Origin of the sequence: Roseibium algicola, assembly GCF_001999245.1 — a bacterium.
In the GTDB taxonomy this organism is placed as follows: Bacteria; Pseudomonadota; Alphaproteobacteria; order Rhizobiales; family Stappiaceae; genus Roseibium; species Roseibium algicola.
Genome location: NZ_CP019630.1, coordinates 1,690,733 through 1,707,040 on the forward strand (window position 1 = coordinate 1,690,733; position 16,308 = coordinate 1,707,040).

At 60.8% G+C, this 16,308-nt stretch carries 14 protein-coding genes; 1 reads left to right on the forward strand and 13 read right to left on the reverse strand.

From position 1 onward, the window contains the following. Positions 1 to 32 precede the first annotated feature (32 nt). Positions 33 to 1,274, reverse strand: a complete 1,242-nt coding sequence (locus B0E33_RS07890; protein WP_077290882.1) for a DUF1688 family protein — start codon at positions 1,272 to 1,274, stop codon at positions 33 to 35. Positions 1,275 to 1,421: 147 nt separating this feature from the next. On the opposite strand from B0E33_RS07890, the gene B0E33_RS07895 reads away from it, so the two are divergent. Further along, positions 1,422 to 2,678 carry an MFS transporter gene (locus tag B0E33_RS07895; RefSeq protein ID WP_022999735.1) on the forward strand — a complete coding sequence of 419 codons (1,257 nt, stop codon included), beginning with the start codon at positions 1,422 to 1,424 and terminating at the stop codon, positions 2,676 to 2,678. Positions 2,679 to 2,903: 225 nt separating this feature from the next. On the opposite strand, the gene B0E33_RS07900 is transcribed toward B0E33_RS07895, so the two are convergent. From B0E33_RS07900 to B0E33_RS07955, 12 genes are all read right to left on the reverse strand, one after another. After that, positions 2,904 to 3,908: an adenosine deaminase gene (locus B0E33_RS07900; protein ID WP_077290883.1), complete on the reverse strand. Its 1,005-nt coding sequence runs from the start codon at positions 3,906 to 3,908 to the stop codon at positions 2,904 to 2,906. A gap of 121 nt (positions 3,909 to 4,029) precedes the next feature. Continuing rightward, on the reverse strand, positions 4,030 to 5,250 hold the full coding sequence (locus tag B0E33_RS07905) for a phosphopentomutase (protein ID WP_075283152.1): 1,221 nt from the start codon (positions 5,248 to 5,250) through the stop codon (positions 4,030 to 4,032). A gap of 84 nt (positions 5,251 to 5,334) precedes the next feature. After that, positions 5,335 to 6,651, reverse strand: a complete 1,317-nt coding sequence (deoA, locus tag B0E33_RS07910) for a thymidine phosphorylase (RefSeq protein ID WP_077290884.1) — start codon at positions 6,649 to 6,651, stop codon at positions 5,335 to 5,337. 23 nt (positions 6,652 to 6,674) lie between these two features. Continuing rightward, a complete protein-coding gene (deoC, locus tag B0E33_RS07915; RefSeq protein ID WP_088665174.1) occupies positions 6,675 to 7,457 on the reverse strand; it encodes a deoxyribose-phosphate aldolase in 783 nt (260 codons plus the stop codon). Next, the gene (locus B0E33_RS07920) at positions 7,454 to 8,263 is read right to left on the reverse strand and encodes a purine-nucleoside phosphorylase (protein WP_022999730.1); all 810 of its coding nucleotides are present in this window, start codon (positions 8,261 to 8,263) and stop codon (positions 7,454 to 7,456) included. Before B0E33_RS07920 ends, deoC begins: the two co-directional genes overlap by 4 nt. Positions 8,264 to 8,279: 16 nt before the next feature. Continuing rightward, positions 8,280 to 8,678 (reverse strand): cytidine deaminase, encoded by a 399-nt coding sequence (cdd, locus tag B0E33_RS07925; RefSeq protein WP_022999729.1) that lies wholly within the window; start codon positions 8,676 to 8,678, stop codon positions 8,280 to 8,282. Further along, complete coding sequence (locus B0E33_RS07930; RefSeq protein ID WP_031268896.1) at positions 8,675 to 9,643, reverse strand: ABC transporter permease; 969 nt, start codon at positions 9,641 to 9,643, stop codon at positions 8,675 to 8,677. The genes cdd and B0E33_RS07930 overlap by 4 nt, the downstream gene beginning before the upstream one ends. Positions 9,644 to 9,645: 2 nt before the next feature. Next, positions 9,646 to 10,752, reverse strand: coding sequence for an ABC transporter permease (locus B0E33_RS07935; protein WP_062490541.1), 1,107 nt, complete (start codon positions 10,750 to 10,752; stop codon positions 9,646 to 9,648). Next, the gene (locus tag B0E33_RS07940) at positions 10,749 to 12,305 is read right to left on the reverse strand and encodes an ABC transporter ATP-binding protein (protein ID WP_077290885.1); all 1,557 of its coding nucleotides are present in this window, start codon (positions 12,303 to 12,305) and stop codon (positions 10,749 to 10,751) included. Before B0E33_RS07940 ends, B0E33_RS07935 begins: the two co-directional genes overlap by 4 nt. 78 nt (positions 12,306 to 12,383) lie before the next feature. After that, positions 12,384 to 13,376 carry a BMP family lipoprotein gene (locus tag B0E33_RS07945; protein WP_077290886.1) on the reverse strand — a complete coding sequence of 331 codons (993 nt, stop codon included), beginning with the start codon at positions 13,374 to 13,376 and terminating at the stop codon, positions 12,384 to 12,386. 87 nt (positions 13,377 to 13,463) lie between these two features. Next, positions 13,464 to 14,465, reverse strand: coding sequence for a BMP family lipoprotein (locus B0E33_RS07950; RefSeq protein WP_022999724.1), 1,002 nt, complete (start codon positions 14,463 to 14,465; stop codon positions 13,464 to 13,466). 68 nt (positions 14,466 to 14,533) lie between these two features. Next, positions 14,534 to 15,517, reverse strand: coding sequence for a sugar-binding transcriptional regulator (locus B0E33_RS07955; RefSeq protein ID WP_022999723.1), 984 nt, complete (start codon positions 15,515 to 15,517; stop codon positions 14,534 to 14,536). Positions 15,518 to 16,308 lie beyond the last annotated feature (791 nt).

The following is a 16,308-nucleotide window of genomic DNA, read 5'->3' on the forward strand; positions in this document are numbered from 1 at the left end:
GGCCCGGTCTCATGATTTTTTATGTTCGGGACCTATGCCCCGAACGGCAACCAAAAAACAGACCCCGGGTTCATGAAGTGCCCGAGTTTTTTCGCTTCCTGCGGGTGTCCTTGCAAATAAATGCCGCCAGCCCGGCTGGTTCCGCCTTCCAGGATGCAGGTGAGCGGCAATTGATCCTGATGAACCTTGAGCTCGTGCCGCAGCAGTTCGGCCAGCCTGTCGGTGAGCGCAAGCGCCACAGCGCGGATTTCGACCATCCGGTCGCGTTCGGCCTCTGCTGACAGCACCGTGTCCGGCTCGAGAATTTTCAGGACACCGGCGTCGAGGAACAGGGCCGCGTGGGCAGGATCGGCCGGCGGCGTCAGTGCCTCCAGTCCGGAGACTTCAAACCCGGCCCAGGCAAGAGGTTCGATCAGTGAATAAACCATCTCCTGGGCAGCCAGATGGAACGGCACAACAGTTCTCTCCGAAACCGCACCCCGCTGGTAATGCTCGAAGCTGTCGCCATAGACCATGTTGCCGTCGCCAGCGCCGCCGTCCCACAGCGGACAAAGCGATTCCAGCACGCGGTCGAGCAGATCCCTTGCCGAAACCACGCCATCGCTTTCCTTTGCCATCCGAACTGCAAGACGGCCTGGACGGGTCTCGTCCCCTTCTCCGAAAAGATCCGGCCGCAGGGCAAGCGCTTCACCGAAGCGTTTCAGATGGCGCTGCATCGCCTCGAGCAGGTCGTCATCCTCCCTTGCGTCCCACTGCAGGCCTTCGGAGAGTTCCATCCGGTCCATCTGCACGAGCGTCTGCGCATCGACGCGATAGGGATCGGTCATTTCACCGGAAAAGGAACCTGCCGCGAACATGTGAAAGGCGGCCAGTGCCGAAGCCTCCTGGCCGGTCGCCTCGGTCTCAGTCATCCTGTCCTCGAAAACCCAGCCCTCGGGGTGGCGGGTTTTCATGTAGGTACCCAGGATGGCAAGGTCGGCTGCAGCGGCAAGCATTTCTTCGGCGGTTTCAAACCCGCGCGCATTTGCCAGCGCACCCCAGCGGTCGATGCCGCCGGCCTCGTAATTCCGCCAGATGCCATAGGGTGGAATGTGAAAATCCGGATAATTTTCCCGAGTTGTTTCAAGCACCTTGGCCAGGGCTGTTTCGAGCAGGTCCGGAACCGCTTCGACATGGGCGAGTTTGCCATCTGTGGCGAGCTTTAAAAGCTCATAGGCTTTTTCCCGAACATGCTGCGGCCGGAACAGGGACAAGGCTGGTTGGGTATCGGTCATGGAAATCGCCGGATCTGGAAAGGATTGTGTGAAAAGACGCTGCCCTCGCCTATCTGCCCACCATAACCTTGTCAAACCGGTTCGTCATTGGTCATCATCTGTGTGATTTGAACCCAAGCCTTTCAACCATCCCACACCGGAAGTTTCATGTCTGCCGTTGTCTCAATCGCTGCCCTTCTCGTCGGATCCGGACTGCTTTTGCTCGCCGGCGGCCTTCACGGCCTCCTGTTGCCGCTCGCCGGTCTCGCCAACGGCTTTTCCGATGCCTCGCTCGGTCTGCTCGGCACCGGCTGGGCAGTCGGCTACGTCAGCGGCTGTCTGGCCGTGCCGGTCATCGTGAAGCGTGTGGGCCATGTGCGGGCCTTCGGTGCGCTTGCCTCGCTGGCGGGCATCTCGGTTCTCCTGAACCTCCTGTTCATGGATGCCGCTGTCTGGATCGTGCTGCGGGCGATCACCGGCTTCTGCTTTTCCGGCGCTGCCATGATCGTGGAAAGCTGGCTGAACGAACGCTCGACCAGCGAAACGCGCGGGCGGATCTTCGGCATCTATACGATGATCAACCTGGGGGCAACGACCGCCGGACAGATGTTGCTGACGCTTGGCGATCCGACCGGCTTCTTCTTCTTCGTTCTCGGTTCGATCATCTACTCGCTCTCACTGCTGCCGACAGCGCTGTCCACCGCCGCATCGCCCCAGCCCCTGACACAGGCGCGGCTGGACCCGAAAAAACTCTGGCGCAATTCACCGATCGCAGTGGTCGCGGTTTTCATGGTCGGCATTTCAAACGGGTCCTTCGGCACCTTGGGTGCGGTTTATGGACTTCGCATCGGGTTGGACGTACCGGAGATTGCCATCATGATGAGTTTGGCGCTTTTGGCCGGCGCAGTGGTGCAGATCCCGGTCGGCATGCTGTCCGACAGGCTTGACCGGCGCCTTGTGCTGGTCGGTCTCGCCGTAACCGCCATGAGTTTCGGGTCCAGCCTGTCATTCTTCGGCGGCACCGATCCGACCCTCACGGTTCTTCTGATCGCAGGTTTCGGCGGCGTGGTCTATTCCATGTATCCGGTGATCGTCGCCCACGCGAGCGACCACGCAGAGCCAGGTGACTTTCTCAGGATCAGCGGCGGTCTTCTGCTTATCTTCGGGGCGGGTACAATGCTTGGACCGTTGCTCGCTTCGGGCTTGATGACCTTCACTTATCCGGGCGCACTCTTCCAGGTGACGGCGGCAGCGCATCTTTCCATGATGCTCTTTGCCCTCTGGCGCATGCGTCAGCGTGCTTCGCTTCCGCAGGAAGACAAGTCCGATTTCGTGATGGCGGTCTCGACCGCGCAGATTACGACCCCGGAAACGGTAAGCCTCGATCCGCGCACGGAAGTGGACGAAACCGGCGGGGAAATCTGAGGGGGCTTGACGCCATTACCTTCGGCATTCATCGCCCTTCTCCCCTCATTATGAGGAACCGCTTCAGCGGCGTCTCAGGATGAGGTTTTGGGGATGAGAGGGCGAGAGGCGAGAAAGCTCACTAGAGTTCTCGCTGAACCAAGCCAATGCGAAGCGACCTCGCCTGAAAAAAATCTGGCGTGCATTCAGCGTGCGGCGCATCCGGCATGTTGCAGAAGACCTGCCTCAACCCGTCGGCGCCTGCTTTGCGCTTTCCAGTCGTACAAGGAGCCTTTTGCGTGTGGGCTCATCACAGAAGGCGGCTTCGATGGCCGTGCGGGTGACTTCCATCTGATCATCGAAACTCCATCCGAAGGTTTCGGTGACCGATGAATATTCCTTGCCGAGCGTGGTGCCGAAAAAGGGCGGATCGTCGGAGTTGAGCGTGATCTTCACGCCCTCCTTGCGCAGCATGTTGACCGGGTGGAAGCGCAGGTGAGTGTAGACGCCCAGAGCGATGTTCGACCCGGGGCAGACCTCCAGCACGATCTCCTCGTCGACAAGGCGCTTGACCAGATCCTTGTCCTCGATTGCCCGCACACCATGGCCGAGACGTTTCACACGCAGGAATTCGAGTGCCGCGGTCACACTGTCCGGACCGCCGAACTCGCCCGCATGTGCCGTCGTGCCCAGTCCGGCATCCGCCGCCATGCGGAAGGCCTTCGCGAAATTGGCCGGGTGGCCGGAGCGTTCATCCCCGGCCAGGCCGAAGCCCGTGACCAGAGGATGCGGATTGCCGATCACTTCCTTGATGACCCGTTCGACGGAGGCCGAACCGAAATGGCGTACACCGATCGCGATCATTCGGCCTTCGATGGCAGTGTCTGTCTTGGCGCGCTCGATCCCGGCGGCCAGTCCCTCGACATAGGAGCGGTAGGACAGGCCGGCGGCCTGAGCGTGGTCTGGCGAGATGAAGACCTCGCCATAAATTGCCCCTTCCGCCGCCAGCATGCGGAAATAGGTTTCCGCAAGCAGGGCATAGTCCGCCGGTGTCCTGAACACCGAACTTGCAACGTCATAGGCTTTCAGGAAGGTGGTGAAGTCGGACCAGATGTATTTGCCGTTACCGTCGAGGACGGCCGAAACATCCTCGCCGCGCTTGTCGGCAAGGCGCTTGACCAGGGTCGGTGGCGCCGCGCCTTCGATATGACAATGCAATTCCGCCTTCGGTACCGTGATGGCGTCGCTCATGTCCCGCGGGTCCTCATTCGAGTGTGTGGCGGGCCGGTTTTCCGTCTTTCCGCAGAAAGGACGGACGAGTGGCCCGCGGTTATTGTGCCCGATTCACCGGATTGCCGGAATGCGGATGCGGCTACAGAAAACTCGTGCCGTTCGGCCCCACCGCAATGCCCAGATGATCGGCGATACTTTCACCGATATCGGCATAGGTCTTGCGACCACCGACGCTTCTGCCTTCGAGACCCGGACCGGTTGCGATCACCGGGACATGTTCGCGGGTGTGGTCCGTGCCACGCCAGGTCGGATCGCAGCCGTGATCTGCCGTGAGGATCAGGAGATCACCGTCCTTCATCCTGGCAATCATTTCCGGCAAGCGGCGGTCGAAATGCTCCAGTGCGGCTGCATATCCCGGAACATCCCGGCGGTGACCGTAGAGGGAGTCGAAATCGATGAAATTGGCGAAGATCAGGTCGCCATCGGCAGCCTGGTCCATGGCCTCCAGCGTCTTGTCGAACAGCTGGTCATTGCCTGCGCCCTTCAGCACCCTGGCAACGCCCTGATGGGCGAAGATGTCGGATATCTTGCCGACGCCATAGACCGTGCGTCCTGCCTCTGTCAGACGGTCGAGCAAGGTCGGCTCCGGCGGTAGCACCGAATAGTCACGCCGGTTGGCGGTGCGCTGGAAAGTGTCCGAAGTTTCGCCGACGAAGGGCCGCGCGATCACCCGGCCGATGTTGTAGGGATCGGCAAATTCACGCGCGATCTCGCAAAGTTCGTACAGCTTCTCCAAACCATAGTGTTCTTCGTGGGCGGCGATCTGGATGACGGAATCCGCCGACGTATAGAAAATCGGCTTGCCCGTGCGAATGTGCTCTTCGCCAAGTTCGGCAATGATCACCGTGCCGGAGGCGTGTTTGTCACCCAGGATGCCGTTGAGGCCTGCCTTCTCGCTGATCTTTGCAATCAGCTCTTCCGGGAAGGTCGGGATCGTTTCCGGAAAATAGCCCCAGTCGAAGCGCACAGGCACACCGGCGATTTCCCAATGGCCGGACGGCGTGTCCTTGCCGTTGGAAACTTCGGCAGCATAGCCCCACAGGCCTTCCGGCTCGCCATCGAAATCCAGGCCCGGCACGTCCTTGCCGGTGGACAGGCGCCCTGCCGCGCCCAGGCCGAGCCGGTCCATGTTAGGAACGTTCAAGGGGCCGGAGCGCAGACCGTCCTTGTCGCCCTCACCGGCTGCACAACGCGCCGCGATGTGGCCCAAAGTGTCGGCCCCGGCATCACCAAAGGCTTCCGCATCCGCGGCACCGCCGATACCGAAACTGTCCAGAACGCACAGAATTGCACGAGGCATGGACATCTCCTCAAATTTATCATTGCCGGCCGGTTCGGCCGGAGAGGTTCCGGGCGACCATTCGCCCGGCACGCATTTTCCCGGTCAGGGCGCGATGCGCTCGACGACGCTCGGCCTGTCGATGACATCGGCTGCGGAGCCGATGGTGTAGGCTTTGCGCACCGCGACGGCTGCTTCTTCGGCCTCTGCCTCGGTTCTGGCATGGACAATCGCCAAGGGCGCATCCGCGTCCACCGTGTTGCCGACACCGGCAAGACTGGTCAGGCCGACGGACGGATCGATCACGTCTGCCGCCGCCCGGCGTCCACCGCCAAGCGCGACGACCGCAACGCCCACTGCCCGGGCATCCACACCCGTAACGACGCCGTCTTGTTCGGCGTAGACCGGCGCTTCCACCGACGCCTTGGCAAGATAAAGTTCCGCCTTTTCCATGAAGTCGGCAGGTCCGCCAAGCGCATGAACCATCTGGGCGAACTTCTCAGCCGCCTTGCCGCTCTGAAACGCTTCACGCATCATGCCGGCACCGGCCTCCGCATCAGCGGCGATGCCGCCGGAGGCAAGCAGTTCGCCGCCTTGTGCCACGGTGACATCCCAAAGGCGGTTGTCGATGGCCGTGCCTTTCAGAAAGTCGACAGCGTTCTGCATTTCAACCGCGTTGCCGGCGGCGGACGCCAGCGGCTCGTTCATGTCGGTCAGGAGAGCCGTCGTTTTCAAACCCGCCCCGTTCGCGACCAGCACCAGGCTTTCGGCAAGAGCACGAGCATCTTCAAGTGTTGCCATGAAAGCGCCCGTGCCCCACTTCACATCCAGCACCAGTCCCTGCAGACCGGCTGCCAGCTTCTTGGACAGGATCGACGCGGTGATCAGGTCGATGCTCTCCACCGTGCCGGTCACATCGCGGATGGCATAAAAACGCTTGTCGGCCGGAGCAAGGTTGCCGGTCTGGCCGATGACGGCACACCCGATCTCCTTGACCACCTTCTTGAACAGCAGATTGTCCGGTTGCGTCTGATAGCCCGGGATGCTGTCGAACTTGTCCAGCGTGCCGCCCGTGTGACCCAGGCCACGACCGGAGATCATCGGTACTGCAGCGCCACAGGCGGCAAGCGCCGGCGCCAGCATCAAGGAGACGTTGTCGCCAACGCCGCCGGTGGAATGCTTGTCCAGGATCGGCGCGTCGATGCCCGACCAGTCCATGACATCGCCACTGTCGCGCATGGCGAGCGTCAGAGCCACCCGTTCGTCGACGGTCAGCCCCTTGAAGAAGACAGCCATGGCGAGCGCGGCCACCTGGCCTTCCGTGACCGAGCCGTCTGCCAGGCCCTTGACGAAGAACTGGATCTCCGCCGCGTCCAGCGTTCCACCGTCCCGCTTCTTTCTGATGAGTTCTTGCGGCAGCATTTGTTGTCCTTCTTGAAGCCGTCTCAATAGCCGTGGTGGGAGTGGTCCACGATTTCCTGGCCCTCGATCGTCGAGATCAGGGCATCCAGAAGACCACTGGCACCAAAGCGGAACGTGTGTGCCGATACCCAGTTCTGGCCCATGATCTTGTCGGCAAGCGCCAGGTAGGCAGCCGCGTCCTCGGCGGTGCGGATACCACCGGCCGGCTTGAAGCCGATCACACGCTCGGCGTTGTCGCGGCGGGCCTCCTCGATCGCGGTCAGCATGATTTCGGCTGCTTCCAGCGTTGCGTTGACGGCAACCTTGCCGGTCGAAGTCTTGATGAAATCCGCACCAGCCCCAATGGCAATGTTGGAGGCCGCGTGGATCAGCAACGGATCCTTGATTTCACCCGTTTCCAGGATGACCTTGAGCAGTGCCGGTTCCGGAATGGCCGCCTTCACGCGGATGATCTGCTCTTCCGCAAAGCCCTTGCGGCCAGCGCAGAAAGCCTTGTAGGGCATGACCAGATCGATCTCGTCGGCTCCATCGGCAAGTGCCTGCTTCGTCTCGGCCAGGACGGCTTCCGTATCTTCGCCACCTTCAGGGAAGTTGACCACGGTCGCCACTTTCACGCCCGTGCCGGTCAGTTCCTGCGCGGCCTGCGCCACGAACCGCGGCCAGACACAGACAGCCGCAACCGACCCGTGATCCGTCACGGTCCGTCCGGTCAGCTTGGAAATATCCGCCGCCGTGCAGTCGTCGTTGAGGTTGGTCAGGTCGACGAGCCCGAGGGCCCGTTTGGCGTGTTCGATCATGTCAGTCATTGGCCGATCTCCTTCACGAATGCCCGCACCAGCTGTTTCATGCGTTCCATGCCCTGCAAGGCAACGGACTTGGTTTCGTCGTGAGACAGCGCGTGCGTCTGCATGCCTGCGCCGTAATTGGTGATAATCGACATGGCCGCGACGCGCATACCCAGAAACCTGGCCATGATGACTTCCGGCACGGTTGACATGCCAACCGCATCCGCACCCAGTGTCTTGGCCATGCGGATTTCGGCAGGCGTCTCGAAAGATGGGCCGGAGAACCACATGTAAACGCCCTCGGCGACCGGATCGCCGGTTTCCTCGGCGACTTTCTTCATCGCCGCACGCAAGTCCGCATCGTAGGCGGTGCTCATGTCGAGGAAGCGCTTTTCGTCCTCTTCACCGATCAGCGGGTTCATGCCCGACCAGTTGATGTGGTCGGAAATCAGCATGGGCGAGCCGGGAGCAACTTCCTGGCGCAGGGAACCAGCCGCATTGGTTGCCAGCAGGATCTCGCAGCCGAGCTCCTTCAGCGTTTCCACCGGCGTGCGCATGACCGTCGGATCACCGCCCTCGTAATAATGGGCCCGGCCCGACAGGATCACCACCGGTACACCGGACAGCGTGCCGGCAACCAGCTCGCTGGAATGGGACGTGACGGTGGAGACCGGAAATTCGGTCAGATGCGAATAGGGAATGCGAACAGCGTCCTCGACTTCCTCGGCGAGCGCGCCGAGGCCGGAGCCGAGGATCATGCCAATCTTGTACGAGCCCTCCCGGGCTGCGCGGACGATCTCCGCGCATTCACGGCCGAAACCACTCATTGTGGGTCAGTCCTTCTTATTTTGACGTGTATTCCAGTTCGAAGGCGGCAGGCAGCAGCTCATCCATCGTGAAGCTGCGCCGGATACCGTCGAGATCCGCGACATGGACAACCAGATCGTCCGTGCCGAATTCCTTCAGACGCTGGCGGCACATGCCGCACGGCGTGCACAGGGCCGCATCGCCAATGACGACGGCTTCCGCAATTTCGCGGTAACCGGCGGCAATCATGGCGCTGACCGCCCCACCTTCTGCACAAACGCTCACCGGGTAGGAAGCGTTCTCCACATTGCAGCCGATGAAAACAGTGCCGTCCGGTGCACGCAAGGCCGCGCCGACCAGGAAGTTTGAATAGGGTGCATATGCGTTTTCACGAACCGCTTTTGCGGCCTCGAACAACGCGTCCAGATCGCTCATGAACGCTCCTTGAGATACGGAATGCCAGCCGCCTTCGGCGGGATTGCCTTGCCGATGAAACCTGCAAGCAGGATCACGGTCAGAATATAGGGCAGTGCCTGGAAGAACTGCACCGGAATTTCGCCGATACCGGGTAATTTCTGACCCTGCATCCGGATGGCGACAGCATCGAGGAAGCCGAACAACAGGCAGGCCAACATCGCGTTGGCCGGTTTCCACTTGGCGAAAATCAGGGCCGCCAGCGCGATGAAGCCCTTGCCAGCCGTCATGTCCTTGATGAAGCCGGAGGACTGGGCGATGGAAAGATATGCTCCGGCTACACCGCACAGGGCACCGCAAGCGATGACCGCCCGGTAGCGCAGCCAGGTGACAGAGATGCCGGCCGTGTCAACGGCCGCCGGGTTTTCCCCGACCGCACGCAGGCGCAGCCCGAAACGAGTGCGGAACAGCACCCACCAGGTCAGCGGCACGGCCACGAAAGCCGCATAGACCAGGATGTTGTGGCCTGACAGCAGTTCGCTGTAGATGCCGCCAATGATTGGAACATCGCGCAGTTCTTCCGCGTAGGGCCAGACGATGTCCCTAAACCGTCCGCCTTCCGGCAGTGAGGGTGTACGACCGCCCTGGCGGAACCATGTCTGCCCGAGCAGCGCGGTCAGGCCCGCTGCCAGGAAGTTGATGGCGACGCCGGAAACGATCTGGTTGCCGCGGTTGGTAATGGAGGCAAAGCCGTGGATCAGCGCCAGGCCGATCGAAACCGCCATGCCCGCCAGAAGGCCGATCCAGGCGTTTCCGGTCATGTAGGCGACCGCACCCGCCCCAAAGGCTGCGCCGAGCATCTTTCCTTCCAGGCCGATATCGACCACGCCGGAGCGTTCAGAGTAAAGCCCTGCCAGACAGGCCAGCAGAAGCGGTGTCGACAGGCGGACTGTGGAATCAAGTGTCAGGATCACGATCTCGAACATGATCACGCCTCCTTCTCGGCAAGAGCCCGGGAGGGCGTGAACAGCTTGATGATGGCCGGGCGGAACATGTGCTCAAGCGCACCGGCAAACAGGATCACAAGGCCCTGGATGACGATGATCATGTCTCGCGTGATGTTGGGCATTTCGAACGAAAGTTCCGCGCCGCCCTGATAGAGCATGCCGAACAGGATCGATGCCAGAACGATGCCGACCGGATGCGCCCGCCCCATGAGGGCAACCGCGATGCCGACGAAGCCGTAGCCGGTCACGAAATCGATCAGCAGACGGTGCTGTGACCCCATGATCTCGTTGATCGCCATCATGCCTGCAAGACCACCGGATATGAGCATGGTGATGACGATGGTGCGCACCGGCGAGATGCCGGCATAGACCGCGGCTGTGGCGTTGGCACCGAAGGACCGGATCTCGAAACCGAGCTTTGTGCGCCAGATCAGGAACCAGACCAGAACACAAGCCGCCAGCGCCACGAAGAGCGACAGGTTGACCGGCGCATAGCCGAAGCCGAAGGACGGGAATATGTCGTTCAGGAACGGCAGACGGCCGCCGTCCTCGAAGGTTCGTGTTTCCGGCTGCATCGAGCCTGGCTTCTTCAACGCGTTGTTGAGCAGATAGACCATCAGCGACGAGGCGATGAAGTTGAACATGATGGTGGTGATCACCACGTGGCTGCCGCGGGTGGCCTGCAGCCAGGCCGGAATGAACGCCCAGGCGGCCCCCATCAGCGCCGAGCCGATGATGGCAAACGGCAAGGTGATGTACCACGGCACGATGTGGTCCAGCGCCAGACAGGCTATGGCGACCCCGAGACCACCGATATAGGCCTGGCCCTCACCGCCGATGTTGAACAACCCGGCATGAAAGGCAACGGCCACGGCCAGGCCGGTGAAGATGAAGTTGGTGGCATAAAACAGCGTGAAGCCGATGCCTTCGCCATAGCCAATGGAGCCCCAGACCAGGAGCTGCACCGCGTCCAGCGGGTTTTCCCCGATCAGGACAACGACGAGGCCGGACACCAGGAAGGCGGCGGCCAGGTTCAGGAACGGGATCAGGCCGTAATCGACCCAGCGCGGGAGCTGACCGGCACTCATCGGGCGCCTCCTTCAACAGCCATCTTGTTGTTATCTTCCACACCGGCCATCAGCAGGCCAAGTTCGCCTTCTTCCGCATCGCCGCCGCGTTCACCGACGATCTTGCCGTCGAACATCACCAGCACCCGGTCGGACAGCGCCCGGATTTCGTCGAGTTCCACCGACACCAGCAAAATGCCCTTGCCGGCATCGCGCATTTCCACGATCCGGCGGTGGATGAACTCGATGGCGCCGATATCGACGCCGCGCGTCGGCTGACCGACCAGAAGCACTTCCGGATCGCGCTCGATCTCGCGCGCCAGCACGATCTTCTGCTGGTTGCCGCCCGAGAAATTGGCGGTCTTCAGCATCGGGTTCGGCGGGCGGATGTCGTATTTCTCGATTTCGGCCACGGCGTTCTTCTTGATGGCGGCAAGATCCATCAGAAGGCCCCGGGAGTAGGCTGGGTCGCGGTGGTAGCCAAGGATCGAATTCTCGTATTCGGAGAAGGAATTGATCAGGCCCATCCGGTGCCGGTCTTCCGGCACGTGGCCCATGTTCTTGGCGCGCATGTCGGCAGCGTCGAGCGTGCTCGTTCCCAGATCGATCGTCTCGCCGTTGATCTTCAGCGTACCTCTGGTGGCGCGGCGAATGCCCGCGAGCGTTTCCAGCAGTTCCGACTGGCCGTTGCCGGAGACACCGGCGATGCCGACAATCTCTCCCGCACGCACATTGAAGGAAACGTCCTTTACCACCTGCACGCCGCGGCTGTCCGTCACCGTGAGGTTCTCGACCTCCATCACCGGAGCTTTGGGTTGCGCCGGTTTCTTGTCGACACGCAGCAGCACGCTGCGGCCGACCATAAGCTCGGCGAGTTCTTCCATCGAGGTGTTCGCGGTTTCGCGCGTTGCCACCATCTCGCCGCGGCGCATCACCGAAACAGTATCGGTCGCCGCCATGATCTCGCGCAGCTTGTGCGTGATCAGGAGAACCGTCTTGCCTTCGTTCTTCAGAACTTCGAGGATCTTGAACAGGTGATCGGCTTCGGCCGGCGTCAGGACACCGGTCGGCTCGTCAAGGATCAGAACCTCCGCGCTGCGGTAGAGCGCCTTCAGGATCTCCACCCGCTGCTGCAGACCAACCGGCAGATCCTGAATCAGGGCGTCCGGATCGACCCGCAGTTCGTATTCTTCTTCCAGCCGCTTGAGTTCTGTCTTGGCGCGATTGATGCCGCCGGACAGGAGCGCGCTGTCCTCGGCGCCCAGAACCACGTTTTCCAGGACCGAGAAATTGTCGACCAGCATGAAATGCTGATGCACCATGCCGATGCCCATGCCGATGGCGGCTTTCGAGTCCGAGATCGTGACCTTCTTGCCGTCCACCAGGATGTCGCCGTCATCGGCCTGGTAGAAACCGTAGAGAATGGACATGAGCGTCGACTTGCCCGCCCCGTTCTCTCCGATGATACCGTGGATGGAGCCCTTCTTCACCACAAGGTCAATGTCCTTGTTGGCGTGAACCGGGCCAAAGCGCTTGTTGATCTTGCGCAGTTCGATTGCCGGCGTATCGCTCATGCGTTCCCCCAGGCCTGACTGTTTTTCTTTTTCTTTGTCATTGTTATTGCCCCTCGCCGCTGCCTCGCGGTGTCCCGATCAGAAAGGACATGCTCCGTCGGTGACGACGTCATGAACCTTGACGGTGCCGTCGGAGATGGCCGCAACGGCGGCATCCGCCGCCGCTTTCATGTCCGGCGTGATCAGGTCCTTGTTGTTTTCGTCCAGCACCCAGTCCATGCCGCCATCCGCGACGCCCAGCACCTTGATGCCGGGTTCGAAGGTGCCGTCCTTCGCCGCCTGAAAGCTGTCGTAGACGGCGTTGTCCACGCGCTTGCGGATGGACGTCAGGACCTTGCCCGGATGCAGGCCGTTCTGGTTGCTGTCGGTGCCCATGCCGAGCACGCCCTTGTCGGCAGCTGCCTGCAGCACACCAATACCGGTTCCGCCCGCTGCCTGAATGATCACATCGGCGCCCTGATTGATCTGGCCGATGGCAAGTTCGCCGCCGCGAACAGGATCCGCGAAAGCGGCCGGCGTATCGCCCGTCATGTTGGACAGAACCCTGATATCCGCCCTTGCGGCCTGGCCGCCCTGCTTGTAGCCGCACAGAAACCGCTGGATGATCGGGATATCCATGCCGCCGACAAAACCGATGGTGCCGCTCTTGGAGGCCATGCCGGCCAGCAGACCGCCGATATAGGCACCCTCATGTTCCTTGAACACATAGGAGCGCACGTTCGGCTGATCGACCACCATGTCGACGATGGCAAAATCCGTCTTTGGAAAATTGGGCGCCACCTGGCCAAGCGCGTTGGCCTGGTTGAAACCGATTGCGACAACGGGGGACGCGCCCCGGCTGGCAAAGTTCCGCAGTGCCTGCAGGCTTTGCGCATCACGCTCCAACTCGAATTCCCTGACGTCGCCGCCCTGGTCCTGAAACCGTTTCACGCCGGCAAAGGCGCTTTCGTTGAAAGACCCGTCGAACTTCCCGCCGACGGAATAAACGATGGCCGGTTCGGCCAGAGTTGCGGTTGTTGTCATGAAGACAGCGCAGGCCGCAGCAATGACGTCTGATGTGAGACGGAGCATCCTGTCCTCCGAAAAAACGGGTTGGGCACGCTAGAAATACAGGTAGACCTCCGCACGGTATCGCGCGGAGGTCCAAAAACGACTGCCTTACATCGGGCAGGACTGATCGGCCATGTAGTCGTGAACTTCGATCTCGCCGGAGATGATCTTCTGGGTCGCTTCTTCGACCTTTGCTTTCATCTCGTCGTTGACGAGTTCGGCGTTGTTGTCGTCCAGCGCCCAGTCGACGCCGCCTTCCTTGAGGCCGAGGACTTCGAAGCCGGAGGACCAGCTGTCGTTGGCCGCGTCTTCGAACGCCTGGTAGACGGCAATGTCGACGCGCTTCAGCATGGAGGTCAGGACGGAACCCGGATGCAGGTTGTTCTGGTTGCTGTCGACGCCGATGCCGAGCTTGCCGGCGTCAGCAGCGGCCTGCAGAACACCGATGCCGGTGCCGCCGGCAGCGTGATAGACAACGTCAGCGCCACGGTCGAACTGGGACTTGGCGAGTTCGCCACCCTTGACCGGATCGTTCCAGGCCGCACCGGTGGTGCCGGTCATGTTCTCGAAGACTTCCGCCTTCGGGTTTGCAGCCATTACGCCCTGCTTGTAACCACAGGAGAACTTGCGGATAAGCGGAATGTCCATGCCGCCGACAAAGCCGACCTTGCCGGTTTCGGACGCCATCGCAGCCAGCATGCCGACGATGTAGGAGCCTTCCTGCTCCTTGAACAGGATGGAGCGCACGTTCGGCAGGTCGACGACCATGTCAACGATCGCGAACTGCGTATCCGGGAATTCCTTGGCAACCTTTTCCACGGCGTTGGCCTGGGAGAAGCCGATGGCAACGATCGGGTTCATGCCGCGCTTGGCAAAGTTGCGCAGAGCCTGCTCGCGCTGGCTGTCGTTCTGGATTTCGAAATCGCGGTATTCGACGCCGGTGTCTTCCTTGAACTTTTCAGCACCGTTGTATGCGCCTTCGTTGAACGACTTGTCGAAACGGCCGCCCAGATCGTAAAGCACTGCCGGCTTGATATCGGCTGCCAATGCGCCCACGGCAGTAAAGGCCAGGCCGGCAAGCGCGGTGCCGATGGTAAGAAGCTTTTTCACTTATATGTCCTCCGACATGCGGGGGCCTGCCTTTTGGCCGGCCCGTTTCCCCTCGTGACCCAGCCGCATCATGCGGACTGTGCCAGCTGCAATCCGGCCCGTGCCGTCAGAGCCCTCGCAAGGGTCTCGTCTGCCACAAGGTCGGTAATGACACCGGTACGCAGGGCCGCGAGCGTGGCATCCACCTTGCTCTCCCCACCTACCAGCGCAATCACGCGGCGCCCGCGCACTTCGTCGAAATGCAGACCCACGGCACAATCGCCGAGCGGATCCGGGGCCAATTTTCCCTCGATCGTCAGAAAGCGCCCCATCAAATCACAGACGGCGCCGCCCGACAGCAAATCTTCCTGTTCTTTTTTGGAAATCATGCCGCGCTGGACAAGATGGCCCTCGTTCTCGACCGAACCGATGCCGATGAGAAAGGCATCCGACTGGCGCGCGCGATCCATCAGGTCCTGCACGCTGCGCTGGGTCAGGAACATCGCCTTTTCGTCCTGGTTTTCGGCAAAATAGGGAACCGGCAGATAATAGCCGATGCCGCCTGTGCGCTCCTGCATCTTCTGGACGATGTCATAGGGGTTGGCAGCAAGCGTGCGCGTCAGGGATCCGCAGATCGACATGATTTCGAGATCGGTTCTCGCGACTTTCGGCAACGCTTCGACAGCCGCGGTCAGCGTGCGGCCCATGCCAACGCCCAGACGCGTGACGTTTGACCCACCGAGCATTCCAGACAGGAACTGTGCCGCGGACACGGCGACGGCCCTGAGGGCGCTGTCGTCGTCGCCGCCACCAAGATCGGGAGCAATGATGCAGTTCGTCAGGCCGAAATGCTCCGTCAGCTCCTTTTCAAGCTGGAGGCATTCCATCGGGCGACCATCGACCTGGAATTTGACGAAACCGGCTTTCTGCGCATGAGCGATCAGGCGATGCACCTTGGCAGGCGAAACGCCGAGCTGCGAGGCGATTTCACCCTGCGTACGGCCGCCAACAAAAGACAGCCAGGCCGCCCGGATGGCCATATATGATGTCCAGTCGTCGTCGCGTGTCTGCATTCCGCGTCGAAACCTTCCCCTCCAGAGCCCTTGCGCACGCCTTCCGGCGGACAGGATACTCAACCACTCTCAAAACGCCCGGCTTGATGGAATTGCATCCCGCAAGATGAAACACCCGCCTGTCCAGCCATGCGAAGCGGTTGACCGCAACGGTCCGGCTATGCCCTGCTCTCTTCGGAGCTTTTGTTTTCCGGGGCCGCGAAGGCCGGCCGAAAAATTCTTCACCAAGTGAGAATTTCTTCAGATCATGACCAGCCTTGCCTTTGCCGTCAACTAAAAAAACTGCCAATTTTCTGGCTGATTGCTGCATTTCTGGGCAGCAATCAGCGCCGAGTACCACTTCTGAACGGCGGCAAATTCTGCCCAAAGCTGCCGATTTTCAGAAACAACCCGGCAAAATTTGCCTAGCTGCACGGCAATAATTGCCGGTGGATTTGTCCCCCACTTTGAAAACCTGCGTCTTTCCGACCGAAAAACAGCTAATCGGAACGCGCATGTCAGGCGCTTCAGAAGTTGCTGAAACGTCGGCTGTTTTGGGTCTCAACCAGGTTCTCTCGCCCGAGTTTCTCACAGTTTCGCGCAAAAATGTGACCGACAAGGCGGATTGAAATAACTCAAGAAATACCCACCTTACCTATACGTAAAGCTTAACGCGTATCCACGGATGAAAAATTTGCCTAGCAAATCCGGAAGATATCCCGCGCCTGTGGATAGAACATGCACTCCGTGCACATTACTTTTGCCAGCCAAGGAATATTACGCTACGTTTGGCATGTAGCTTGCTAAGTAAA